The sequence below is a fragment of the Bacillus sp. S10(2024) genome (assembly GCF_050473865.1).
Lineage (GTDB): Bacteria > Bacillota > Bacilli > Bacillales > Bacillaceae_G > Bacillus_A.
In genome coordinates, this window is sequence record NZ_JBFLUR010000002.1 from 1,573,061 (window position 1) to 1,596,038 (window position 22,978).

Below are 22,978 nucleotides of genomic sequence, written 5' to 3' on the forward strand. Positions count from 1 at the left end.
ATTCATCTCGTTGAAGTTTTTTACCAAGTATAAAATTAATGAATAATAAAAACCCCGATGCCTTCCCAAGCATCGGGATTTTCATTATTTTTTTTCTTCTTCTTTAATAGCTGTTTTGATCGTTCCTGATTTTACTTTATTTCCATCAAAGAAGCGTAGCAAGTCACCTTGAATAATACTATCGGACATTTTCAATTCTGTCTGCGCTCGATCAATAAGTGATTTCGCCTCTTGCTCTGGTACTTGAACGACTTGGCCATTTTGACGATTATAGAATGTGTTGTTGTAATAAATATATTTGTCTGTAATAAAGCTTCCATCACGTTCTACAACAAATGGTTTGCGTTCTGGTGAAAATAAATCATGACCAAACTCAATATCATTAGAAGTATCAACTCCTAATAAGTGAAGAATCGTCGGTTTTACGTCTACTTCACCAGCAGGAGCAGTCATTGTTTTCCCTTCTGTTTGACCTGGAACGTGAATAAATAATGGTGTACGTTGCAGTTGCATGTGGTCATATGGATTAATTTCATTTTTCCCTAAGAATTGTGCCATTGCACGATTATGGTTATCTGAAATACCGTAGTGATCACCGTAAAATACGATAACTGAGTTGTCATATATTCCTGTTTCTTTTAAGCGTTCAATAAAACGTTTTAAAGCTTCGTCTTCGTAACGTGCTGTAACAAAATAGTTATCTAAAGTCTCGTCACCTGAATTAAATGGTTCAATCATTTTAATGCTGTCATCATACGTAAACGGAAAATGATTCGTTAAAGTAAGAAAACGAGTATAGAACGGCTGTTGTATCTTTTGTAATTTATCCACAGATTGATCAAAAAATTCTTTATCCTTTAATCCCCATCCTATTTTATTCTCTGGAGTAACTTTATAATCTAATTCATTGTAGAATCGATCATATCCTAAAGACGGATACATCATATTACGATTCCAGAACGTAGCGTTATTCGCATGGAATACAGCTGTATAATAGCCTTGCTGATGTAAAATTTCTGGAGTTGCCTCATATTCGTTTCCAGCATTCGTAAAGAATACAGAACCACGATCTAACGGATATAAAGAATTATCAATCATAAACTCGGCATCAGATGTTTTTCCTTGTCCTGTCTGATGATAAAAGTTTTCAAAATAATAACTTTCTTTTTTAAATTGGTTCAAAAACGGTGTAACTTCTTTTCCATTCACTTTAGAATCAATTAAAAACGACTGCGTTGATTCTAAAGAAACAACGATAACATTCTTTCCTTTTGCCATACCAAACATATTTGGGTCAGGCTTCGTGTCAACTGTTTTCATATAGTTCTCAGCTTCTTGAATTTTACTTCCATCCGCAAATACCTTTTGTGAACTTGTTTTTGCTTGTAATCCAAGATCGTATAATTGATGAACATATAATCCAAGGTTTTTCACAAGCATCACGCGGTCAAATGAACGAGTTAACAATTCAGGGCGTTCTTTTTCCGCAAAACTAAGATTTACCATGAAAATGGCAATACAGATTAAAAAATAAAGTGACTTCATAGAGCCAGAAACACGTTCTGTTTTTGCAAAGTTTGGCTTCTTTTTAGCAATGTAAAATAAAACGATAATATCTAAAAACATTAAGATAAATTTAACGTTTAACAACGCTTTGACACTAGATCCTAATCCATCCATATTCGATGTTTGCATTAGTACCGGAAGTGTAACAAAGTCATTATAAAAACCATAAAACATTACATTACCGATTAAGATAATGGTCATAATAAGGTTAATAACGATAGCTATATAATTTCGTTTTTGACCCTTTGCAAATAATGCAAGTCCAACTAACACTAAAGAAGACGCTAATGGACTAATAAACAGAATCCATTCTTGCATAGTAGATTCTAGCTTTAAATCAAAACTAGTTCGCGTAACAATATATGTTTTTAACCAAATCAAAACAGCGACTAATAACGGAAAGCGCATATTTTGAAATTGTTTTTTTAACGCTTCTTTCATTTTTCTCTCCCTCTCTGACTGAACAGCAGTAGTATAATACTTTTTCATTATATTTATGGCTTTTTTCTCACCGCCACATTGTATCGAATACATTTGTATTCCGTGTGAACTTTTTCTTTTTTTTTTGTAAAATGAACACAGTAAAAAGAAGCTTTTCTATATGAGCATCTTTTTACTATAGTTCCTTCAAATTCCAGCCTTTTAGAAATTTACAATCATCTCCAAAACGAAGAATCATCTTACTTATTACGCGCATATTAATTTTTCTTTGCTTCTATTTTTTCTTTTACTTTTTCAGCTTTATCTAAAGATTCTCCGATATCTTTTTGTTTTTCCCTTATTTCATCAATGCTATCTACCGCTTTAATTGCTTTATCAATTCCTTCTTCTTCTATTTTCTTTCTCTTTTCTTCTCTCGTTATTTCTTTTTTCTCTATATCTTTTGCCTTTTGCAACATATCTTCAGCATTGGACTTTACAGCTTTTTCAAGTGTCGCATCTTTTTTTATATCTATCACTTGATTTGAGTCTTCCAGCGCTTGTTTATAATCTCCATCTTTTAACGCTTTCGCACCATATTCCATCCAATTTGCAACTTTCATATATGTTTTGGTTTTATCTGTAGATTTTTCTTGGTCGGCTTTTTCAAACCACATAATTGCATCACTATACTTCGCATCTTTCAATGCTTTCATACCAGCTTCAACATGCGCGTCATAATTACTAGTACTACATCCAGCTAACATGATTAAAAAACATCCTATTGTAAAAATAAGTTTTTTCAAGCTCTTTTCCTCCTACAACCTTATACTACTATATTATTTTCGAATGCTCCTATTATCAAATAAAAACTGTTCTGTATTAACAATTAAATTTATTTCATATAAGTCCCTGATATAAATTTTCAACTTTGAAGGGCACTCATCGCTTCTATGAATGGTTCCACACAAAAAGAAGCTCTTATAAATGAGCCTCTTCTTTCTATAATACCTTTTCAATTTCCTTTTCTAACTGCTCTGGTTTCGTCTGCGGTGCAAAGCGATTTACTACTTTACCATCACGCCCTACTAAAAATTTTGTGAAATTCCACTTTACCGCTTTCATTCCTAATAATCCTGGTGCTTGCTCCGTTACATAGTGAAATAATGGATGGGTGTTATCGCCTTTTACATCAACTTTCATAAACATGGGGAACGTTACACCATAATTTAACTCGCAAAATTCCGTAATTTCCTCTTCTGTTCCAGGTTCTTGACTTCCAAATTGATTGCATGGAAATCCCAGTATTTCAAAGCCTCGTTCTTCATATTTTTCATACAAAGTTTGCAATCCTTTATATTGCGGTGTAAAACCACATTTACTGGCAACATTCACAATTAATACTACTTTTCCTTCATATTCGCGTAACGACTTCTCTTCTCCTAAAATTGTTTTTGCCGAAAAATCATAAATTGTCATATTATATCGACTCCTTAAGTTCATACACTCTCATATATTTATCATAAAATGTATGGTGCACATTGTCTAATAAGAACGCTTTATTTCCGTTCAAAAAATTGTCACAATTAGCTAGACATTTTCCTTGGAAAGTTTTACAATAAAGATGTGAACAAAATGTGACATTTTACATTCTAAATTGTGACATTTTCAATTCCATTATTAAAAAAAGGGATGGTGTTGATAATGAAAACTGCACAAAGTGAAAAGCTTTCTAATCGCGAATTTTATTTCGTACTATACATGATGATGTTATTTGTTTTAGGTTGGTTTATGGATGTTAACGGTATTTTCTTAAGCAAATATTTCACACTCGCAGGAATGATTACTGTTCCAGCAGTTGGTGGTCTTGTCGGCTTCTTTATTATGGCACTTAGCAAACAACAAAATAACTAAACGTATTACATAAAGGCAGAAAACGATGTTTCGTTTTCTGCCTTTTCTTTTATAATAAAAGAATAATAGCCTACAAGGAGTGATAAGTTTGAAAAAAGTAGAAAAACTATCTTCACAGCTATATCTTATCGACGATTACGACTTACAACATGAACAACGTACAGGTACATATGTTTTACTCGGTGATGAAATTACGATCATTGAAACGTGCGCCTCACCATCTGTTCCTTATCTGTTAGATGGATTACAACAGTTGAATATCCAACTGACAGATATAAAAAATATTATTGTTACACATGTTCACTTGGACCACGCTGGTGCTGCTGGCTTAATGATGGAAAAATGCCCAAATGCAACGCTGTTCGTTCATTCCAGAGGCGCCCGTCACATGATTGATCCAACAAAACTCATTCAAGGTGCAAAAGCTGTTTACGGTGATTCATTCGATAAACTCTTTCACCCTATTTTACCTATTCCAGAAGAACGTGTTCACATCGTACAAGATGGTGAAACATTACAAATTGCCGAAAACCGGACACTGACATTCTACGATACGCCTGGTCATGCAAAACATCACATTAGCATTCATGACTCTTTAACAAACGGTATATTTACAGGCGATACGATTGGTATTTACTACCGCCAATTAGCCGAGCTTGGTGTTGAACTTTATTTGCCAACAACATCTCCTACACAGTTTCAGCCTGAAGCTATGTTAGCTTCAAAAGACCGTATTCAAAATATGAATGTTGATTTTATTTATTTCGGTCATTACGGTGCTTCTTCTCATATTTCTGAAATTTGCAATCAGCTAGAATATTGGCTTCCAATATTTGTTGAAGCAGGAAAGCAAGTGTTTGAACATCAACAAAACTTTGAAAAAGCAAGCCAAGAGCTGTCCCATTTATTACTTGAAAAAGTATCATCACATCTTACAAACCAAGGTGTCCCATCGTCACATTCTATTTATGACTTGCTAAAACTCGATTTAGAAATCGGGGCTATGGGAATTATTGATTATTTGATAAAACGAGAACAAACAGAAACAACTCCAAAATAAGGATTTTACTATCTTGACCAAAATGTTTGTCGCTGTAACAAAACAGAGTCCATTTTTCTTGTCATGGACTCTGTTTTGAAGTTTATTCGATATGTTACTTTTGTACTTTTTCACTAACATAATTCATGAAATGATCTGCTTCTTGAAATTCTGCTTTATATTCTTCAGGAACCTCATCTATCGTTATAGGTTCACTTGATTTCATTTTTGCTTGTATTTTTTCATATGTCATTTGAGCATGTATATATTGCTTAAATTCTTCAGAAGTTAACACTTCTTTACTTGATTTCTCTCCGTTTAACTTATCAAAATACGGTTGAATTACCATTGAAGCCTTCATCATTTCCTCTTGTTTTTCTTGAGAAAGTTGATCGTAATCAATATTACCATTTGCATCTCCATACTTCATTTTTGCATCTAGTAGTACTTTTAACAATGTTGTAAACTCTGTATACTCTTTGTCTCCCATTTCACCTGTTGCTTGCGATAACTTCGCATTTACATGCATATACCCTTCTAGTGTTGCATTTGCAAAATGTTTCTTTACATTATCAAATGATCCATACACACCATCTGCCACAAGAGATTGATACGCAAAAGCACTCGTTGGAATAAGTAATGTTGCTGCTAACACACTCGTTATAAGACGTTTTTTCATTGGTTTCCCTCCGCGTTCTATTTTTATTTGATTCATTACTTTTTCTTTCAATTCCGGTGATGGTACAATTCCTTTTGCTTCTTCTTGCAAAGATTCTCTTACTTCGTAATCAAGGCTCATTATGCATCCCCCACTTCTTTTAATAAAATATTTCCCTCACGCTCTTTTTGCCGTAATTTCTTTAAGGCTGCATGAATTCTAGATTTAACTGTTCCAACTGGTACATCTAAAATATTTGCTACTTCTTCTTGAGAATAATCATGTAAATACCGCAGGATGATGACTTGTTTTAATTTATAAGGTAACTTATGTATCGATGTAATAAGTTCTTGATTGGACAGCTTGTTGACAAGATCAGTAGAAAAATCAAATTCAAATGGTTTTCGCTGTTCTTCTGCTTTTTTCACAATCCGTAGACGCATCCATCTCTTTCTCCTATAGGAATGAATTTGTCTTACAGTAAGGCCAATTAACCATGGCCTAAAGGAGCGCCCCCGATCAAATTGACTAAGCGATTGATACAATTGCATATATATTTCCTGAACAACATCATCTACATCCGACTTTTCCTCCATTAAAAAGTGAGCTGTCTTATACACATCTTCAATTGTTTTATCGTATAGTTCACTATATGCTTCCTGATTTCCTAATAACGTCTGCTCGATAAGATAACCATATTCAGCTTCTTTCTCCATCCTTCATCCCCTCCTTCCTTATGTCGTACACTATATATTGGCAAGAACAGAAAATTTCGTTCGATTTTTTTGAAATAAAGTGAAACTTTAATCAGTGGCGGGGGTTTTTCATCCTCCACTGATTAATAGTTGAACCAATCGGGCTTTTACAGGCAGTTTATCTCCCACCTAACTTCTTTACTTTTACTGAATTTTGAGATGGGAGTATTACTGTCCACGAATAGCGGGATAAATTTTTCATAACGTTTTCTTATAACTCTTCATAACCATTATATAATTTTCCAATTCATGATGACCTTTTAAAATAAATTATAGAATCTACTTTAGGAGGACATATCATGAAAGCAATTATTGTAACTGCCTTTGGAGGCCCTGATATGATGAAATATACAGATGTAACTATGCCGTCTATTAACATGAATCAAGTTTTAATTCGCGTTGTCGCAACAAGTGTGAACTTTGCTGATATTAAATCTCGATATGGAAAAAAGGGCACTGGAAATCTTCCTTTTATACCTGGTATAGATGCTGCTGGAATTGTAGAACAGGTTGGGGCTAACGTAACAAATATTAAGGTAGGACAGCGCGTTATTGCTTTTCCAGTTAACGGATCGTACGCCGAATATGTTGTAGCAAATGAAGAACTTACTTTTGTATTACCAGATGAAATTGATTTTGAAACGGCTGCAGCCTGTCCGATTGTTTCGTTTACAAGTTATACACTGCTAGCAAATATTGCAAGGTTACAACAAGGCGAAACTGTACTGATCCATGCCGCTGCAGGAGGAATTGGCACAACAGCTATTCAACTCGCTAAAATTTTAGGTGCTGGAAAGGTCATTGGAACCGTTGGAAATGAAGCAAAAAAGAAAATTGCTTTAGAAGCCGGAGCAGATCATGTTATTTGTTATAAGGAAGAAGATTTTGCGCAGAAGGTAAATGAGATTACAAATGGAGAAGGTGCAGACGTTATATTAGATTCTATTTCTGGTACCATATCAGAGCAAAGCTTACAATGTCTTGCATTTTATGGACGCCTTATTCATTTTGGAAATGCAAGCGGTGATATCGGAACATTTGAGACTAAAGACTTACATACAAGCTGCCGATCTGTTCTTGGCTTTAGCTTTGGAACAACTCGAAAAAAATGCCCCCATCTACTTCGGCATACTGCAGACCAAATATTTCCACTTTTAGGAAATGGTGATTTACAAATTAAAATTGGAAAACGTTTTTCACTTCAGGATGCAGGGAAAGCACATGAATGGGTCGAAAGTAGACAAAGCACCGGAAAAGTTTTATTAAATGTTCAGCCAACATAACATAATTCTCTTTCAAGCGGAGGTACCTTTCATGGGATCAAGAATTATGCATGTAATTGTAGCGAATTTGGTTGCAAAAAAATTAGAGATTCAAGACAAAACCTCTTTCCTACTCGGAGGAATTGCGGCAGATGCAGTCCATTCACGAGAGGAAAAAGAAATATCGCACTTTTATAAAGGCACAGTAAAGAATTATACAAGAAAAATTGATTATGAAGCATTCCTACATAAATATAAGGCGTACAAAGATTCTCCTTTCATATTAGGATATTACACACACCTCATTGCTGATGATATATGGTTGCAGGGATTCTATCTCCCTTGGCTCAAAAATCGAATAGAGCATGATCCTAATCTTCTTTCTTTATACCATCACGACTTTAAGCTTTTAAACGGAAAACTGCTTCAATATTATGATTGTGATAAGAGCCTATTTCATACTTTAAATATGAATGCGAATTTGATATGTATTGATGAAGTATCAGAAGAAAACATACATTCTTTCAAAACATTAGTTTTTGAAGATATGATGTACCCACAGCAAGATTTATTTGAACCACTACAAGTATTTACAATGAATCAAATTATTGGTTATATAGAAACCTCTCTTTATAAAAGTACGTTCTATATAGAACAGCTGCATATTTTCTGATAAAAAAAGCCGTGGCTACATCATATTCGTAGCCACGGCTTTTCAATTTATCTAGGCTTTTTCTTCCCATTAAACGCTGGTTTCTTTTTCTTTGGCGCTTTCGGCTTCGAATCAACAAACGAACCTTTAAACATTTCTTGCTTATTGAACTGAATGCCTAGCTTCTTCGCAAATTGAAGTAACTTTTTCTCTTCTTGCGGTGTTACAAGGGATACAACTGTCCCCTCTTTCCCCATACGACCTGTACGTCCCGAACGATGAATATATTGATCCAGCGTATCTGGCAATTCTAAATGAATAACGTGTGTTAAGTCATCAATATCTAATCCACGCGCTGCGATGTCTGTTGCTAATAAAATTTCTATTTTACCTTGACGGAATGCACGCATTGTTGCTTCACGTTCTTGTTTGCTTGCTTCCGCATGAAGAGCCGCTGCTTTCATCTTACGGAATTTCAGCTTCTCAGCAATTTCATCTAAACGGAACGGATCGTTTAAGAAGGCAACTGCTTTTACATCACCAGTATACATAATTTTACGAACAAAATCATTTTTTTCTCGGCGTTCACAAACGATATACGTATGTTCAACAAGACTCTTCGTGTCTGTGCGTTTCACACGAATGAATTGCGGCTGAACTGCAAAATCACGCGCTACTTCTTCTGCATCTTTTGTCATTGTTGCCGAGAAAAATACGACTTGACGATCACGCATTGTCGATTTAATTACATCGGAAACGGCATCGATCATCTTTTGTTTTACAATTTGATCAAACTCATCAAATACAATTGTTTTCACCTCATGCATTTTCAATTTCTTCATACGGATTAGTTCTAAAATACGTCCAGGCGACCCAACGATTACTCGCGGATGTTTCTTTAACTTCTCTACTTGACGCTTAATATCTGCACCGCCAATTAAAGATGCACCTGAAATCTCAGTACCCGCAGTAAACTTTTGTACTTCTTCATGAATTTGCATCACAAGTTCACGTGTTGGTGCTAAAATAACCACTTGAGGTTGTTTCACTTCAGGGTTAATTTTATGTAAAAGTGGTAATAAATACGCTAATGTTTTACCTGTTCCTGTTGGAGATTCAGCAATAACGTCTTGTCCTTCTAAAATTGTTGGAATAGCTTGCTTTTGAATTTCAGTAAACTCTTTAAAACCAGCTTTCTCCCAAGCTTGTTGCAAAAATGGTTGCATCTCTTTTATCATTTCTTTTTCTCCTTTATCTCTATTTTTGAAGAAATTGTTGTATTATTCGCATCGCTTCTATCATATGAGGAATAACTGCTACTAAGTCATCAACATGGTCTTCTGTAATCACTTTTTGAAATAAGATGTCTACTTTATTATGATATGAAATCGCTTGCTTATTATATTCGTATGAAATTTGCTGCGTAATCATTCGTTCTTTTCCCCATATGGATTGTAGCAACGCTTCGATTTCTTGGCAATCTTTTTCTGGATGCCTAATAGGAAATTCAAAGAACAGTTTCATTTCACAACCAGGAACAAAATTTGGTACCTCTAATATCTCACCTGATAAATTCTTTGCATTAACCGATAATAAAAACGTCGCTTCTACTAATGGCTCAATATATTCTGTAAGCTGAAACGAAATGGTATATGTACGACTAAGTGATGCTAGATCCATTATATCTTTTCGATTCGTTACAATGATATCAGCATGTAAATCAAAATCATATACAGCTCCTTCAACGACAACTTTTAAATTTTCAAAAGCAGTTGGATCAAACATATATTCCTCCAAAAAACAAGCGCCTTTCCATCGAAAGGCGCCGAATGATGTACGTATAGTTTACCGATAAAAGAGAAGAAATACAACCTTTTAGAATAAACCTACTGCTTTTCCATCTTCATTTACGTCCATTTGCAGAGCAGCTGGTTTTTTTGGAAGACCTGGCATTGTTAACATTGTTCCTGTTAATGCGACGATAAAACCAGCACCAATAGATGGTTTAAATTCTCGAATTGTCACTATAAAGTCTGATGGACGTCCTAATTTTGTTGGATCATCAGAAAGAGAATACTGTGTTTTCGCCATACAAATTGGTAAGTTACCCCAACCCTCTTCAGCAAATTGCGTTAATTGTTTGCGAGCTTTTGGCGCAAATTCGATATCTTTTGCACCGTATACTTTTTGGGCAATTGTACGAATTTTCTCTTCTAATGGAAGCTCTAAATCATATAAAGGTGCGTATGTATTCTCACCTTTTTCAATTACTTTTAATACTTTCTCAGCAAGGTCAACACCGCCTTGACCGCCTTTTTCCCATACTTCCGTTAAAGATACTTCGTAGCTGCGCTCATTGCACCACTCTTGTAAGTATGCCACTTCTTTATCTGTATCTGTAATGAATTTGTTAATTGCAATAACAAATGGAACACCAAATGCTTGAATTGTTTCAACGTGTTTTTGTAAATTTTCCATACCTTTTGCTAACGCATCAACATTCTCTTCTTTTAATCCATCTTTCGCTACGCCACCATGCATTTTAAGAGCACGAATTGTTGCAACAATAACAACTGCTTCAGGTTTGATTCCTGCTGCACGTGCTTTAATGTCTAAAAATTTCTCAGCGCCTAAATCCGCACCAAAACCAGATTCCGTAATCACATAATCACCAAGTTTTGCTGCCATTTTCGTTGCGATTACACTGTTACAGCCGTGTGCAATGTTAGCAAATGGGCCGCCATGTATGATTGCTGGTGTATTTTCTAACGTTTGTACTAAATTTGGTTTTAACGCATCTTTCAATAATAGTGTTAATGCACCTTCTACACCTAAATCTTTTACTGTTACTGGTTCATTATTCATGTTATAAGCAACAACAATGCGTGCTAAACGTCCTTTTAAGTCTTGTACATCTGTTGCTAAGCAGAATACAGCCATGATTTCAGATGCAACTGTAATATCAAATCCGTCTTCACGTGGCACACCTTGTACTGGTCCACCAAGGCCGATTACAACATTACGAAGCGCACGATCATTTAAATCTACACAACGTTTCCATACGATTTTACGCGTATCGATGCGCAAATCATTTCCTTGTTGAATGTGATTGTCAATAAATGCTGCAAGTGCATTATTTGCAGTTGTAATCGCATGAATGTCACCTGTAAAGTGAAGATTAATATCTTCCATTGGTACAACTTGCGAGTAACCTCCGCCTGCTGCACCACCTTTTAATCCCATAGTTGGTCCAAGAGATGGTTCACGAAGCGCAATCACTGCTTTTTTACCGATTTTATTAAACGCTTGTCCTAAACCAACTGTTACCGTTGATTTTCCTTCCCCTGCTGGAGTAGGGTTAATTGCTGTAACTAGTACAACTTTTCCATCTTCTTCGTCTTGTAAGCGCTTAAAAACATCAAGAGATAACTTCCCTTTATAATGACCATATGGCTCTAATTCTTCTTCTAAAATGTTTAATTTCGCTGCAATCTCTTGAATTTTCTTCATGCTTGCTTCTTGCGCAATTTCAATGTCAGATTTTACTGTAGTTATTGCTGTCATATTCCCTAATCCCCCTTTAATTATTTCTAAAAATATTGTATCAGTTTTTTGTATTTTCTGCACTTATATTCCAACTTTAAAGCGAAACTTCCATAAGTGCAGATTTAGTACCCATTTTCAGCAAGAAAAGTTACTTCTTTTGGAACATAAATACCCACATAAATGTTAAAGCTTGCTGCAATTCAAGCGGAAGTTGCCCAATCATTTTTTCATTTACTCCTCGTTTATATACTCCCATTCCATCTATCAAATATAACCCTTGCTCCTGTGCAAGTTTTTGAAATTCCCATGGCATCATTGTATTACAAATGACATTTTTCCCATATAAACGCGGATAGCTATTCTCACGGGGCTTTGCAGTTGGTCCTAAAATAGCAATACAGGCATAACCTTCTTTTCCTAACACTCGTTTTATTTCCTGCAACGCTTGAAGAGGTGCTTCAGTCCATTCTAATGAATTTACCGCTAAAACAGATGCAAACTCCTCATCTTGGAACGGCAATGAAGTAAGATCGCCCACTATAAACGATAAATTAGAATGTTCACCTCGCTTTTTTGCTTTTTCAATCATTTGCTCTGATAAATCAATACCACAAGCTTTGTAACCAGCTTTACTTAGTTTGTATGTACCATATCCATCCCCACACCCTACATCAAGAACAGTTTCTCCACTTCGTATGTATTTTTGTAAAAACGGAATAATTGTACTGCGGCTACCATTATCCCACATTTCATGACTATTTTGATTCCAAAAATCCGCATTATCATCCCATTTTTGCTGCGCTGCTTCATGCCAATTAAATCCCGTCATTCTTCTCCCACCTTTCCAATTTACATCTAAGTAAAAGGCATTCTACATCATTTTGCATTTTTCCTGTTTATTCTTCAGAAGAGATGGATAATATAGCAACAGATAATTATTTCTCCATTTTTTTCTTTGGTTGTATATAAATAATAAGCATTTTTTCTTATTTAATAAAAAATACTAAGCATACCCTAATTCGAAAGAGAGGGATATTCCTTGCAAAAAAAACGAACACATCATCTAAAAAGCGGAGAAAAACAGGAAGAATATGCGATAGAAATTACCCCTCAGCGACTTCCAATTAGACGTCGCCGTAAAGAAATTCATAAAGAAGCAGAGCGGACAGACATCGGTGGAATTGTTGGATACGTTGCGTTATTTCTCTCTTTATTTTCAATTGCTTTCTATCCCATTACACTTGGATCGCTTTCTATTTTAATTGGACTTCTTGCTGTTCATTACGAAGCAAAAACACTCGGATATACAGCCATTGGATTCGGAGGATTTTCTTTACTGTTTAGTTTATTATATCCGTTCTTCTTATCAGCACTTTAAAAAACACTTGTTTCATACAAATTATGACACAAAATATATACACACTAAGAAAAAGGAGTGAGTCTGTCACTCCTTTTTCTCATATACAACTTATTTTTTCACCATTCATTTTAAAGCTAGAAGTTTGTCCATTTCAAAATGAATAAGAGTACATATACTAATAAAAAAAAGGAGTACTTTATTAATTTGGAAAATGAAAAAGTAGCCGTCTCCGTCGAAATAGATGGAAAGAAAACAACTGTTGAACGACCAGCACATGAGAAAACGAAAATTGTTGTTGTAATTAATAACCAATTTACCAATGCACCATATACTACACAAATTGCGAGTAGCGCCGGTCGCAGCAGTGCGGCAGGAAATAATGCAGCTTTGGATTCATCAAACACAGAGCAACAAGAAAGTGTTGGTGCAGAAGGAACAGCAAAAAATGAAGGTATGGAAGGTAAGCAACTCGAACCACATGAAAAAGATAAACAATGTTGCGGCGACAATGAAATTGTTATTGTTCTTAATAATCAAATTCATCTTACTGATGAAAGTGCAACTGAATCCCCCTCTTCTGCGACTCAAGTAGCGAGCGGCGGCACATACAGTGCAAGTGGCACAAACTCTGCAATTGAAAGTTCCAACACAAAACAACAATTTTCAGTTGGTGGTGCTAAAGATTCTCTAGCGTTCAACAGCGGAATGGATAGCGATCAAATAGAAGGTTGTTCCAAAAGCTTTAACTCAAAGCAACAACTTTCCGACGGCGGACCTAAACTTTTTATCTCTTAAACGCTTATATACTCTTTCCAACTAACAAAAAAACTTTGCCTATTTCCTTTCAAGCATAAGAAAGATATACTTTCCCTTACATGCCTGGTGTTTATTAACGAAATAACATGACATAACCGCAGCTACTACAATGATAGGCAGTAATTTCTTGAAACACCGGATAGTTCTCCTCATCTCGCTGTTCAATAAATACTTTTTCAAATCGATACATATTCGGTGCATATGCCCAGTCTTGTTTTGTACGAGCATATAAGGTGGACGAAAAAAAGTCTGCTCCCCCGCAAATCATGCAAATCTTATTCAACATAACTCCCCCCTAAGCTTGTCTTATCTTAACTATATGAAGGGGGGTACAAAAAAAAGACCTTCAAGATTAGAAAGTCTTTTCAGAGGAAAAGAGAAACATGCCCAATACTCCAATAGCGCTGTACGTCTTCTTTTTCTCTGTTTCTGTTTGAAACGTCTGCTCTACCTTTATAAAAAATACACCATTTCGAACATCCTTACTAACAAACTCGAATTTCTCTTCTTTTTGATCTTTTTTCTGCGTACACTTAAAATCCACTTCATTACACACTATTGAATATTTGTCTTCTAAATGCTTTTGAAAGTCCGCTTCTTTCGGACATGTTAACAGCAAGATTGCAACAAGTATAATACTACTAATCCCTATTATTATAAAATTTTTCTCCATCTTGTCTCCTTTCCAAAAAAGAAAGAAAACTTGACTCATATCGTCAAGTTCCCTTAATCCATTATCCACTGCCACTCTTGTTCTTTCTTCTCAAAGATAAGCCATCCTGTTTTAGAAGCTTCACTTTTCAAATCTTCTAACCCATCTAAAACTTCATCCGTACTTTCATAAGAACCGATGACATAAACAGGAATCTCTAAACCTCGTCTTGATTCTATTTTTCCTGCTAAGTCTAAGTATAAGCCATCTTCCATAAATGGCAGAAGTTCAAGAATAACCTCTTTTGATATTGCTGGATAAATTTTCGATTTTTGAAAGAATGCAAATCGTTTTTTTCCAAATGAGCCAAGTTTATAAGGAATTACCTTACTAAGCATGCCTACAAACTCCTGCATTCTTCGGTAATATACTTTATTATACCAGCCATCATCGTGAGAAAGATAAACAAATCTATTTTTCAGAAGCGGGAAAAAAGGCTTCCCAAGTGGTTCCTTTTTGTGTGCCAAATAAAGCAATTCTGCAATTTCTTTTGGCTCCAATTCATCCAAGTCATTTACATCATCAAAATCAACCCAGCAAAATCCCTCAAACTCCCCGACATCTGCTGAAATTAATTTATGCATATTCTCTTCTTCTACATATTCAAATAAAGTATGATAATGAAAATCCGTCCATTCAAAACTATGCTTTAAAAGCAGCATTTGATGAAGCGGTGAAGGAATATTACTTGCAAACTCCTCAAACGTAATTCCAGACGTGATAAAACAATGATTGCGACGATTACCATTAATGTAAATCATATTCTTGATTTGGTCAGATCCTCCAGACAAAGCACCTAGCCACCTTCGTTTTATATGTTTCAATACTATAGGATATTTTATCACGAAAATTTTTAGAAATATAGAAAAAACTTCAAAAACTATTTACATTTTTATGAGTTTTATTACATCTCCATTACAAGAAAAAATGCCTGTTTAAAAACAGGCATTTTTCATACGATTTCATCTGGATTTTTTGGATGATGTAAATGATCTTGCTTTTTATTATTTTGAAATATCGACTGGATTTTATCAATGGTTTGCGGGGCAAGTTCAATTACTTTTTCCGCTAGATGTGTTGCATTTTGTAAATGAAGAATATTTACGCCATCCTTATTTACAACAAGAAAAGCAACCGGTGTAATAGAGACTCCACCAGCACTTCCACCACCAAATGCAGGGTTACCTTGTACCTTTTGTACATCATTTGTGGAAAAATCTGATCCCCCTGCTCCAAAACCAAACGCTACCTTTGAAACAGTTAATACAACGCCACCATCAGCTGTTTGAACAGGCTCACCGACAATTGTATTGACATCAACCATTTCCTTCAAATTTTCCATAGCTGCTTTCATCAGCCCTTGAATTGGATGATCCACCGTTCATAACCTCCTTTTTCATATCCTTCCTAGTTTTTCCTAAACATTGTGAACTAAACATAAATTTTTTGTTGATTTTTAAAATAATGCGTACTAATATTTAGAAAATACAAAAAAGGAGGGGCAGCAAATATGATTCGCAAATTAACAGAACAAGATCATAAACAAGTAATTTCTTTCTTAAGAAAAGAAGCTGCATTTAATTTATTCTTAATCGGTGATATTGAGGCATTTGGATATAATCAAGAATTTCAAGAATTATGGGGACAATTTACGATAGAAAATAAATTACACGCTGTCCTATTGCGTTTCCATGACTCCTTTATTGCTTATGCTGAGGATTCATTCCAACCAGAAGCATTCATGAATCAATTTCTTAACTATGACCATATTAAACTCTCTGGAAAATCAGAGGTTGTCGAGCAGTTTGAAAATTTTACGAACTTAAATCTTGGTAAAAAACTGCAGACATACTTTTGTGAATGTACAACTGCAAAACAATTAATCAAAGATACAAGCAAAGAGGACATAAAAATAGCAACTGCCTTCGACGTAGATCGCATTATGCATTTACGAAAACAAATTACTGAATTTACGTTGGCAGACAATAGCGGGAAACTCCTTCGCCAAGCAATTGAAACAAACACTGGCCGGACTTATTACATAGAGAAAAACGGAGAAATTATTGCATGTGCGTCCACATCTGCTGAAAACTCGTTATCTGCTATGGTTGTAGGTGTATGTACACATCCAAATCACTGCGGTAAAGGATACGCTTCCAATATCGTAAGTAAAATGATTCAAGATTTTATCGCGGAAGGCAGGACGCTTTGTCTATTTTACAGCAATCCTGCTGCTGGACGAATTTATAAACGTTTAGGATTTGAAGATATTGGAACTTGGACAATGTATCGCTAAAACGAAACTGCCATCAGCATAGAATATCTTCATTCCTACTGATGGCAGTTTCATTATATTCATGTTAAATCCTTTCTCACTTTACATACTGAAAATGCTCTACAATTGGAAACGGCTCATAAAAGTGGTGTAATCTCTTTTTCCATTCTTCATACTCACTTGATTTTCGAAATCCTTCCGTATGATCTTCTAACGTCTCCCAATTCACTAATAGAAGATATTTCCCCTTGGTTTCTATACATTTATAAAGTATATGACCACGATAACCTTTCATAGAAGAAATAATGTTAGAAGCCTCTTGAAAGGCATGTTCAAATTCATTTTCCATTCCAAGCTTCACTTTGAGCATCGCTGTCTCTAATATCACCACCATCATCTCCTAATTTTTTATTACAAGTCGAAATTTGTAAATTCTATTCTTCTCGTAATAACCCAATTGCCACTGCATTGTAATACTTTCTATATTACGTATGCCCTTATTAGATATAATCTTTTATCCCCTTTTCAAATGCTTTTCTATCATTATTCCTTAATCCAAATAATGCTTCTTGCAAAGCAAACGTACTTTTATAAAAATTCATTCTATCCATCACTTGGTCAAAATTCGGATACAACGATGAAAATCTCTCTAAAAAATGACTTCCATAGCTAGATAATAATCCTGCAAAATCGTATGCCGGATCACCAATACTGGCCCCGCCAAAGTCAATAATCCCTGAGATTCTGTTCTTTTCACCATCATATAAAATATTTGTCATCCCAAAATCTCCATGAATAAGACATGGCTGAAATGTAAAATGACTGTTATCACTTAAATAAGCTTCAAAAGATTGAGAGACATCTTTCCTTGCACTTTCTTTCATATAAGAAAACAATTTCTCTTTCAATTGAAAATATAAACTTTCTATTTCACTATATATATCAGCAATATCTCCTTTTAGAATGGAACTAATTTCAGGAACTGGTATGCTATGCAACTCTTTTAAAAAATTTACCAATTGCGCTGTACTTGTACTTTGTTCTTCTTCGGACAGCTGAAAAAATGTTGTATTCCAGAATGGCTCCCCATTAATTTTGTTATAACCAGAAAATACTTTCCCTGGCTCCATTGATTGAAAATGTTGATAGCTTGGACAAGGGATGGGAAGCGAAACATAGCTTTGTATTTTCTCTAATAGCTTTGTCTCAGCAATGAGTTTTGCAATTCCTTCTTTATATTTTGGAAAACGAAATACTATATTTTCATTTACAATTAGTACATCGTTATTTTGACCAATATCATTTACATAGGCAGTCTGCACGTCAAGGTTCGGGTAAATATTTCCCAAGTATTGAACGTACTCATTTTCTCTTACCATTTCTTCACCTTCTTGACTCTAATTGTTGCGAAATTCTACTTTTCTTCCCTATTTATTTACTCTCACGTCTCAAACTCATAACAATTTGTCTTTCAACAAACCCCATTTCTTTATACAACTCTTTCGCAAAATTCCCTGCAAATACATTCAAACGAATTTCTAAGTAGCCCAACTTATCAAGTTCATCAACCGCTGCCCTCATAAGCTGTCTTGAAAGACCTTCCCCACGATAAGGGGGAAATATATACAATTCATAAATAAAACCCAGTTCTTCCCCAGAAAAATAATCCTTATTGCTACCAATCAATACCCACCCTTTTAAAATATTATCTTGTTTAATTACAAGGTAATATGCGCCTTTTTCTAAAAGAGGCATCGTAATTTCTAGTACTTTCTCTTGACTAAACTTACTCGTTTTCATTGTCCCTTCATATAAAGACTGAGCCGCATAAGTTAAAATCTTTTCCGCATCACTTTCAGTTGCTCTTTGAATCATAAGAACCACTTTCCTTCCTCTACTATACATGCAATACCATTCTTAATGTTTTCAGCATATGCCCGTCAAAGTCATCTTCAAACGCATCTACCACTGCAAATCCTTTTGCAGTATAAAATGCTTTTCCAATTTTATTCTCTGATTCTACGTTAATATATATCTTCTTAACACCTTCTAATATTGTAATTCCTTTACGCAATAACGCTGTTCCGATACCATTCCCTCGATATGCGGCCAATAAGTATATCGCTCCTAACTCAGCTTCATTTTGATACTTTATTGGCGAGAAATTGACAAACCCAACAATATTCCCATCTACTTCTCCTACAAACAAATGTGAATGTTGTAAACGATGCTTCATCATGCCATAAGAATAAGCATGCTCTAAAAACTTCTCTTGTACTGCTACTGGAATAATGTCTTTATATGTATCGTTCCAAGAAGTCTTAGCCACATATTGAACAGATGGAATATCTTCTTCTTTCATCTCACGAATCACAAAATTCATAGAGATTCCTCCTACTCCTTTTTATACGTCTTACAAATCATTTATCAAACGTTATAATCACTTGGTACAAACGACTTATCTCTTCGCTGTTTTCATTTCTTCCCATTCCTCACGGATCATTCCCATCCGAATTGAGTCATAATACTCCCCATTATAATAACGACATTTTCTCATTCTTCCTTCTAACTGCATACCGAGTTTCTCAGCTACTTTCATCATACGGCTATTTCCTGACCATGTTGTCAAACCAACCCTTTCAATCGTCATTTGCTGGAATAGAAAGTCAATATACATGCGTAAAGCTTCTGTTCCATAACCTCCATTCCAATATGCTGGATTGTAAATTGTAATTCCAATCTCTAACCAACGTGACGGCTCATGTTCCCAGTAATACGTTACAATCCCTATAATTTCACCATCTTTTTCAATAAGAAACTTTGAATATGGGTCTTTCATTAATTTAGAATGTAGCCCTTCTTGAAAAGCAGCAAACTCTTGTCTTACGAACGGAAAATATGGTGCATCCCATTTTTTCCACTCTGGATGTTCTTCTTTATAAACTTCCTGCCATAACGGGTACAAATCCTCGTCTTCTATTATTCGAACAACTACTTTTTCACCTTTTAAATACATTTGTTTCATAAAATCCTCCTATAAGTACTTTCTTTTCTTTCAATTGCTATATAAATCCATTTAAATTACTCGCAATACAAGTCACTGATCTGACATGCATTTGCTTTCTCCCTTTGTTTGAAACCTTGCACACGAACTAGATAAACATTATATTTTTGCTAGTTTTATTTATTATAATATTTTTTCTGAAAAATCAAAACAAATAGCCGATTATTTTGTATAATATTGTAAAAATGTACTTTTGGAGGGGTTTTATGTTAAGAAAACTAGGGAAATCTTTTATACAGCTACTAACTGTTTTCATTTCGTTACTTATTCTATTGAACATCCCAGCCCTATTTATAAGCGAAAGCAAAAATATTTCATTTCAACCAAGCCAATTCATACAGGCCATCACTAAAATGGGAAAACAAATTTTCTCTTTACAATCGCTTACTTTTCAAACTCCTGCCCCTACAGGTAACTTGAAAACCGTTCCCTTGTTTCCTAATGTATTAGAACCATACAGTTATTCATTTACTATTTTATTTGCCACCCTATTTCTTTCTATATTTGTTGCAGTAAGTATTGCTTATTTTTATTTTTTATCATCAAAACGGCTTAAAAATTTGATTCAGCGCACCGTTTTCGTATTGGAAGCTATCCCTGATGTAATGATTATGATCTGTATACAAATGTTTTTTATGTGGTATTTTCGTCAAACAGGTGAATTGCCAGTACATATTATGACATTCAATGAAAACAAAGCGTATATACTACCTATTGCTTGTTTGTCAATACTCCCTACAATTCAAATGTTCCGAATGATGATATTGTACATAGAGGAAGAGCGTATAAAACCGTATGTTGAAGTTGCCTATGGGAAGGGCCTTTCATCAAGCCATATCATCCGTATACATTTATTTAAAAATATTTTTATTCACCTATTCCATCATTCAAAAATGATTTTTGTCTTTTTACTTTCTAATTTATTTGTACTAGAATGTGTGTTTCACATGTCAGGCATTATTCAATTCCTTATTTTCACAAATCATTTTTCACCATCCATTACATTTATCGTACTTTTAATGATTGTTATGCCTTTTTACCTTTTGTTTCAAATTTGTTCTTATTTTATGAAAAGATGGCAAACACAAATGAATGGAGAGGTTATATGAAGGCTATTTGGAAATCAAAACGTTTTGTATTGGGATTAACATATATTGTCGTACTTGTCATCGCTAGTTTTATTTATGGCCTCTACTTCAAAGAAGATACTTTAAAGCCAATGAGACTGTTATACGATGAGAATGGAGAATTAATTGCCGCTTCACCATTTTCCCCAAAGCAAATGCCTCCGCTTGGTTCGGATCGCTTTGGGGAATCTATCTTCTTTCAAATATTAGATGGAGCAAAATTTACAATTTTATTCGCAATTGGAATTAGTCTATTGCGGGTCTTACTTGGCACAATACTTGGTGTGTTATTAAGCTTATATGTAACGCGATTAAAATCTTTTATAAAAACATGCACAGAAGTATTTTATTATTTACCAACCGTTTTCATTGCATATTTATTAATGCAGCCTATGAACAAAATGTTTTTTTCAAACTTAGATAGTAAACTCGAAGTCAACTTTTCTCTTCTTTCTTATCAAGCTATCGTTCTCGTCCTTGTTGTTTTACCTACTATAACAACATATGTATCTTCTGAAATTGATGAATTTATAAAACAAGAATATATTTTAAGTTCACAGCTGATGGGAGCAAGCCGCATACACATTGTTCGTACACATTTACGCGTATTACTTAAAGATCGTCTCTTCCTATTGTTTATGCAGCATATTATCCAAACTCTTCTGTTAATCACCCATCTTGCACTGGTAAGCCAATTTATCGGAGGGGTACAAAAGAAAAGTGCCGATTTTGGAGAAGATAAATTTATTTCACTATCTAACGACTGGGCAGGACTTATTGGTCTCAACTATTTTGAACTAAATATTTCTATATGGATTGTTTTTAGCACACTTGTGGCTCTATTTCTAACTATCCTCATACTGAAACTAATGACAACAGGAATTCAAGATGCTTTAGCCAAGCAAGAATATTCTATTAAAAAGATTGAAAGAAAAAAAGAAACATCTCAATACAAAAAGGATAAGCAGTCCTTTACATTCGCTAACAAACCTGAACACCCTTATCGGTCTCCTGCAAATATGTAGAAAGAAGGAATTTCTAAGAAAAATAAATTCGGCTTCATTTTGCCATGTATCATTATTACGACAAACATCATCCTATACTTTTTCTTACCACCTGAAGTCGTAACAAAGTGGGATTTCAACGGAAATCCCACTTCTACTCTAACAAAAGGAACACATGGAACAATTGCTATTAAGCAGTCTTCTTCTCTGTAAAGCAACTCTTTGTATAAAATAAAGCAGGAGATTCCCCCTGCTTTATTTTATTTCCTTCCAAAACGAATAACTCACCTTCTCATACCCTTCTCTCTTATAAAAACGATGGGCTTCTAATCTTGGAAACGCTGAAGTTAATACAACACAAGAACAATCATTTTCTTTGCCCCACTCCTCAATATAGGAAAGTAGATTCTCTCCATATCCTCTTGAACGATGTGCTTCTGCTGTAACAAGATCATATATAAAAACATGTTTCTTATTATAAAAATTTGTACAAATTGCCGTTCCTGCTAGACTCACTACTTCCCCTTCACTATTATACAAAGCAAATAGACGATAATTTTCTTCTTTCATCCTTTCTAAAAGAGACAGCGCTTCTTCTCTAGTAAGTTTAGGTCGCAGTTGTTGTAATACCGGTAACACTCTACAAAATTCTTGCTCTGTTTTTACCTCTTGTACATGTGTATTCATATTCTTTCCCCCCAGCTATTTATCCCGCCTTAACGGGGCAGTAAGCCCCCCACCTTAAGATTCAAAGAGAAGCGTTGTCAAGCTCTAGCGGCTAGAATCTCCGGCCGTTTCGCTCCCTCTG

At 34.8% G+C, this 22,978-nt stretch carries 28 protein-coding genes and 1 pseudogene; 10 read left to right on the forward strand and 19 right to left on the reverse strand.

The features are described from left to right. Positions 1-84 precede the first annotated feature (84 nt). The 3 genes from AB1280_RS08110 to AB1280_RS08120 all read right to left on the reverse strand — a co-directional run bounded on the left by AB1280_RS08110 (position 85) and on the right by AB1280_RS08120 (position 3,465). Positions 85-2,007, reverse strand: a complete 1,923-nt coding sequence (locus tag AB1280_RS08110; RefSeq protein ID WP_429755504.1) for an LTA synthase family protein — start codon at positions 2,005-2,007, stop codon at positions 85-87. A 257-nt stretch (positions 2,008-2,264) separates the two neighbouring features. Continuing rightward, the gene (locus tag AB1280_RS08115; protein WP_429757307.1) at positions 2,265-2,753 is read right to left on the reverse strand and encodes a hypothetical protein; all 489 of its coding nucleotides are present in this window, start codon (positions 2,751-2,753) and stop codon (positions 2,265-2,267) included. Between the two features lie 235 nt (positions 2,754-2,988). Further along, the gene (locus AB1280_RS08120; protein WP_429755505.1) at positions 2,989-3,465 is read right to left on the reverse strand and encodes a glutathione peroxidase; all 477 of its coding nucleotides are present in this window, start codon (positions 3,463-3,465) and stop codon (positions 2,989-2,991) included. A gap of 213 nt (positions 3,466-3,678) precedes the next feature. Between AB1280_RS08120 and AB1280_RS08125 the strand changes: the two genes are divergently transcribed. After that, positions 3,679-3,900, forward strand: a complete 222-nt coding sequence (locus tag AB1280_RS08125) for a DUF3925 family protein (RefSeq protein WP_429755506.1) — start codon at positions 3,679-3,681, stop codon at positions 3,898-3,900. An 88-nt stretch (positions 3,901-3,988) separates the two neighbouring features. Beyond that, positions 3,989-4,960 carry an MBL fold metallo-hydrolase gene (locus AB1280_RS08130; protein ID WP_429755507.1) on the forward strand — a complete coding sequence of 324 codons (972 nt, stop codon included), beginning with the start codon at positions 3,989-3,991 and terminating at the stop codon, positions 4,958-4,960. Between the two features lie 94 nt (positions 4,961-5,054). On the opposite strand, the gene AB1280_RS08135 is transcribed toward AB1280_RS08130, so the two are convergent. After that, complete coding sequence (locus AB1280_RS08135; RefSeq protein ID WP_429755508.1) at positions 5,055-5,738, reverse strand: DUF3600 domain-containing protein; 684 nt, start codon at positions 5,736-5,738, stop codon at positions 5,055-5,057. Continuing rightward, positions 5,738-6,313, reverse strand: a complete 576-nt coding sequence (locus AB1280_RS08140) for a sigma-70 family RNA polymerase sigma factor (protein ID WP_429755509.1) — start codon at positions 6,311-6,313, stop codon at positions 5,738-5,740. Before AB1280_RS08140 ends, AB1280_RS08135 begins: the two co-directional genes overlap by 1 nt. A 338-nt stretch (positions 6,314-6,651) precedes the next feature. Here AB1280_RS08140 and AB1280_RS08145 point away from each other — a divergent pair, with 338 nt between their 5' ends. Together AB1280_RS08145 and AB1280_RS08150 are read left to right on the forward strand one after the other, a co-directional pair. Beyond that, complete coding sequence (locus AB1280_RS08145; RefSeq protein ID WP_429755510.1) at positions 6,652-7,635, forward strand: quinone oxidoreductase family protein; 984 nt, start codon at positions 6,652-6,654, stop codon at positions 7,633-7,635. Positions 7,636-7,666: 31 nt separating this feature from the next. Then, on the forward strand, positions 7,667-8,287 hold the full coding sequence (locus AB1280_RS08150) for a hydrolase (RefSeq protein ID WP_429755511.1): 621 nt from the start codon (positions 7,667-7,669) through the stop codon (positions 8,285-8,287). A gap of 47 nt (positions 8,288-8,334) precedes the next feature. Here the strand turns inward: AB1280_RS08150 and AB1280_RS08155 are convergent, their stop codons facing one another. The 4 genes from AB1280_RS08155 to AB1280_RS08170 form a co-directional block, all read right to left on the reverse strand. Then, positions 8,335-9,504 carry a DEAD/DEAH box helicase gene (locus AB1280_RS08155; RefSeq protein WP_429755512.1) on the reverse strand — a complete coding sequence of 390 codons (1,170 nt, stop codon included), beginning with the start codon at positions 9,502-9,504 and terminating at the stop codon, positions 8,335-8,337. A 19-nt stretch (positions 9,505-9,523) separates the two neighbouring features. Further along, positions 9,524-10,051: a hypothetical protein gene (locus tag AB1280_RS08160; protein WP_272190800.1), complete on the reverse strand. Its 528-nt coding sequence runs from the start codon at positions 10,049-10,051 to the stop codon at positions 9,524-9,526. Positions 10,052-10,141: 90 nt separating this feature from the next. Continuing rightward, the gene (locus AB1280_RS08165; RefSeq protein WP_429755513.1) at positions 10,142-11,830 is read right to left on the reverse strand and encodes a formate--tetrahydrofolate ligase; all 1,689 of its coding nucleotides are present in this window, start codon (positions 11,828-11,830) and stop codon (positions 10,142-10,144) included. Positions 11,831-11,960: 130 nt separating this feature from the next. Next, a complete protein-coding gene (locus AB1280_RS08170; RefSeq protein WP_429755514.1) occupies positions 11,961-12,641 on the reverse strand; it encodes a class I SAM-dependent methyltransferase in 681 nt (226 codons plus the stop codon). A 210-nt stretch (positions 12,642-12,851) separates the two neighbouring features. Here AB1280_RS08170 and AB1280_RS08175 point away from each other — a divergent pair, with 210 nt between their 5' ends. Continuing rightward, on the forward strand, positions 12,852-13,190 hold the full coding sequence (locus AB1280_RS08175; protein ID WP_429755515.1) for a permease: 339 nt from the start codon (positions 12,852-12,854) through the stop codon (positions 13,188-13,190). Between the two features lie 186 nt (positions 13,191-13,376). Then, positions 13,377-13,967 (forward strand): hypothetical protein, encoded by a 591-nt coding sequence (locus tag AB1280_RS08180; RefSeq protein ID WP_429755516.1) that lies wholly within the window; start codon positions 13,377-13,379, stop codon positions 13,965-13,967. 94 nt (positions 13,968-14,061) lie between these two features. Here AB1280_RS08180 and AB1280_RS08185 read toward each other — a convergent pair whose 3' ends face one another. The 4 genes from AB1280_RS08185 to ytfJ form a co-directional block, all read right to left on the reverse strand. After that, a complete protein-coding gene (locus tag AB1280_RS08185; RefSeq protein ID WP_429755518.1) occupies positions 14,062-14,274 on the reverse strand; it encodes a hypothetical protein in 213 nt (70 codons plus the stop codon). Between the two features lie 66 nt (positions 14,275-14,340). Further along, positions 14,341-14,661, reverse strand: a complete 321-nt coding sequence (locus tag AB1280_RS08190; RefSeq protein ID WP_272190809.1) for a hypothetical protein — start codon at positions 14,659-14,661, stop codon at positions 14,341-14,343. Positions 14,662-14,714: 53 nt separating this feature from the next. Beyond that, positions 14,715-15,491 (reverse strand): oxalate:formate antiporter, encoded by a 777-nt coding sequence (locus AB1280_RS08195; RefSeq protein WP_272190860.1) that lies wholly within the window; start codon positions 15,489-15,491, stop codon positions 14,715-14,717. A 161-nt stretch (positions 15,492-15,652) separates the two neighbouring features. Further along, positions 15,653-16,078 carry a GerW family sporulation protein gene (gene ytfJ, locus AB1280_RS08200; protein ID WP_272190810.1) on the reverse strand — a complete coding sequence of 142 codons (426 nt, stop codon included), beginning with the start codon at positions 16,076-16,078 and terminating at the stop codon, positions 15,653-15,655. Positions 16,079-16,210: 132 nt separating this feature from the next. Here ytfJ and AB1280_RS08205 point away from each other — a divergent pair, with 132 nt between their 5' ends. Next, the gene (locus AB1280_RS08205) at positions 16,211-16,996 is read left to right on the forward strand and encodes a GNAT family N-acetyltransferase (protein ID WP_429755519.1); all 786 of its coding nucleotides are present in this window, start codon (positions 16,211-16,213) and stop codon (positions 16,994-16,996) included. A gap of 76 nt (positions 16,997-17,072) precedes the next feature. On the opposite strand, the gene AB1280_RS08210 is transcribed toward AB1280_RS08205, so the two are convergent. From AB1280_RS08210 to AB1280_RS08230, 5 genes are all read right to left on the reverse strand, one after another. Next, complete coding sequence (locus AB1280_RS08210; RefSeq protein WP_429755520.1) at positions 17,073-17,363, reverse strand: antibiotic biosynthesis monooxygenase family protein; 291 nt, start codon at positions 17,361-17,363, stop codon at positions 17,073-17,075. Between the two features lie 112 nt (positions 17,364-17,475). Next, on the reverse strand, positions 17,476-18,354 hold the full coding sequence (locus tag AB1280_RS08215) for a phosphotransferase family protein (protein ID WP_429755521.1): 879 nt from the start codon (positions 18,352-18,354) through the stop codon (positions 17,476-17,478). Positions 18,355-18,406: 52 nt separating this feature from the next. Next, entirely contained in the window at positions 18,407-18,850 is a 444-nt protein-coding gene (locus AB1280_RS08220; protein ID WP_272190813.1) for a GNAT family N-acetyltransferase, read from the reverse strand. Positions 18,851-18,872: 22 nt separating this feature from the next. Then, positions 18,873-19,358 (reverse strand): N-acetyltransferase family protein, encoded by a 486-nt coding sequence (locus AB1280_RS08225; protein WP_429755522.1) that lies wholly within the window; start codon positions 19,356-19,358, stop codon positions 18,873-18,875. Positions 19,359-19,433: 75 nt separating this feature from the next. Next, on the reverse strand, positions 19,434-20,000 hold the full coding sequence (locus tag AB1280_RS08230) for a GNAT family N-acetyltransferase (RefSeq protein WP_429755523.1): 567 nt from the start codon (positions 19,998-20,000) through the stop codon (positions 19,434-19,436). Positions 20,001-20,245: 245 nt separating this feature from the next. Between AB1280_RS08230 and AB1280_RS08235 the strand changes: the two genes are divergently transcribed. The 3 genes and pseudogenes from AB1280_RS08235 to AB1280_RS08245 form a co-directional block, all read left to right on the forward strand. After that, positions 20,246-21,148: an ABC transporter permease subunit gene (locus tag AB1280_RS08235; protein WP_272190817.1), complete on the forward strand. Its 903-nt coding sequence runs from the start codon at positions 20,246-20,248 to the stop codon at positions 21,146-21,148. Continuing rightward, positions 21,145-22,191, forward strand: coding sequence for an ABC transporter permease subunit (locus AB1280_RS08240; RefSeq protein ID WP_429755524.1), 1,047 nt, complete (start codon positions 21,145-21,147; stop codon positions 22,189-22,191). The genes AB1280_RS08235 and AB1280_RS08240 overlap by 4 nt, the downstream gene beginning before the upstream one ends. Positions 22,192-22,200: 9 nt before the next feature. After that, positions 22,201-22,344, forward strand: a pseudogene (locus AB1280_RS08245) (DUF1648 domain-containing protein); the annotation flags it as partial. An 81-nt stretch (positions 22,345-22,425) separates the two neighbouring features. On the opposite strand, the gene AB1280_RS08250 reads toward AB1280_RS08245, so the two are convergent. Then, positions 22,426-22,857, reverse strand: a complete 432-nt coding sequence (locus AB1280_RS08250; RefSeq protein ID WP_429755525.1) for a GNAT family N-acetyltransferase — start codon at positions 22,855-22,857, stop codon at positions 22,426-22,428. Positions 22,858-22,978 lie beyond the last annotated feature (121 nt).

Coding starts and splice junctions, on each gene's coding strand:
- AB1280_RS08110 (WP_429755504.1), bottom strand. CDS start 2,007: ATGAAAGAAGCGTTAAAAAAACAATTTCAAAATATGCGCTTTCCGTTA.
- AB1280_RS08115 (WP_429757307.1), bottom strand. CDS start 2,753: ATGTTAGCTGGATGTAGTACTAGTAATTATGACGCGCATGTTGAAGCT.
- AB1280_RS08120 (WP_429755505.1), bottom strand. CDS start 3,465: ATGACAATTTATGATTTTTCGGCAAAAACAATTTTAGGAGAAGAGAAG.
- AB1280_RS08125 (WP_429755506.1), top strand. CDS start 3,679: ATGGTGTTGATAATGAAAACTGCACAAAGTGAAAAGCTTTCTAATCGC.
- AB1280_RS08135 (WP_429755508.1), bottom strand. CDS start 5,738: ATGAGCCTTGATTACGAAGTAAGAGAATCTTTGCAAGAAGAAGCAAAA.
- AB1280_RS08140 (WP_429755509.1), bottom strand. CDS start 6,313: ATGGAGAAAGAAGCTGAATATGGTTATCTTATCGAGCAGACGTTATTA.
- AB1280_RS08145 (WP_429755510.1), top strand. CDS start 6,652: ATGAAAGCAATTATTGTAACTGCCTTTGGAGGCCCTGATATGATGAAA.
- AB1280_RS08150 (WP_429755511.1), top strand. CDS start 7,667: ATGGGATCAAGAATTATGCATGTAATTGTAGCGAATTTGGTTGCAAAA.
- AB1280_RS08155 (WP_429755512.1), bottom strand. CDS start 9,504: ATGATAAAAGAGATGCAACCATTTTTGCAACAAGCTTGGGAGAAAGCT.
- AB1280_RS08160 (WP_272190800.1), bottom strand. CDS start 10,051: ATGTTTGATCCAACTGCTTTTGAAAATTTAAAAGTTGTCGTTGAAGGA.
- AB1280_RS08165 (WP_429755513.1), bottom strand. CDS start 11,830: ATGACAGCAATAACTACAGTAAAATCTGACATTGAAATTGCGCAAGAA.
- AB1280_RS08170 (WP_429755514.1), bottom strand. CDS start 12,641: ATGACGGGATTTAATTGGCATGAAGCAGCGCAGCAAAAATGGGATGAT.
- AB1280_RS08185 (WP_429755518.1), bottom strand. CDS start 14,274: ATGTTGAATAAGATTTGCATGATTTGCGGGGGAGCAGACTTTTTTTCG.
- AB1280_RS08190 (WP_272190809.1), bottom strand. CDS start 14,661: ATGGAGAAAAATTTTATAATAATAGGGATTAGTAGTATTATACTTGTT.
- AB1280_RS08205 (WP_429755519.1), top strand. CDS start 16,211: ATGATTCGCAAATTAACAGAACAAGATCATAAACAAGTAATTTCTTTC.
- AB1280_RS08215 (WP_429755521.1), bottom strand. CDS start 18,354: ATGGTAAGAGAAAATGAGTACGTTCAATACTTGGGAAATATTTACCCG.
- AB1280_RS08220 (WP_272190813.1), bottom strand. CDS start 18,850: ATGATTCAAAGAGCAACTGAAAGTGATGCGGAAAAGATTTTAACTTAT.
- AB1280_RS08225 (WP_429755522.1), bottom strand. CDS start 19,358: ATGAATTTTGTGATTCGTGAGATGAAAGAAGAAGATATTCCATCTGTT.
- AB1280_RS08230 (WP_429755523.1), bottom strand. CDS start 20,000: ATGAAACAAATGTATTTAAAAGGTGAAAAAGTAGTTGTTCGAATAATA.
- AB1280_RS08235 (WP_272190817.1), top strand. CDS start 20,246: ATGTTAAGAAAACTAGGGAAATCTTTTATACAGCTACTAACTGTTTTC.
- AB1280_RS08240 (WP_429755524.1), top strand. CDS start 21,145: ATGAAGGCTATTTGGAAATCAAAACGTTTTGTATTGGGATTAACATAT.
- AB1280_RS08250 (WP_429755525.1), bottom strand. CDS start 22,857: ATGAATACACATGTACAAGAGGTAAAAACAGAGCAAGAATTTTGTAGA.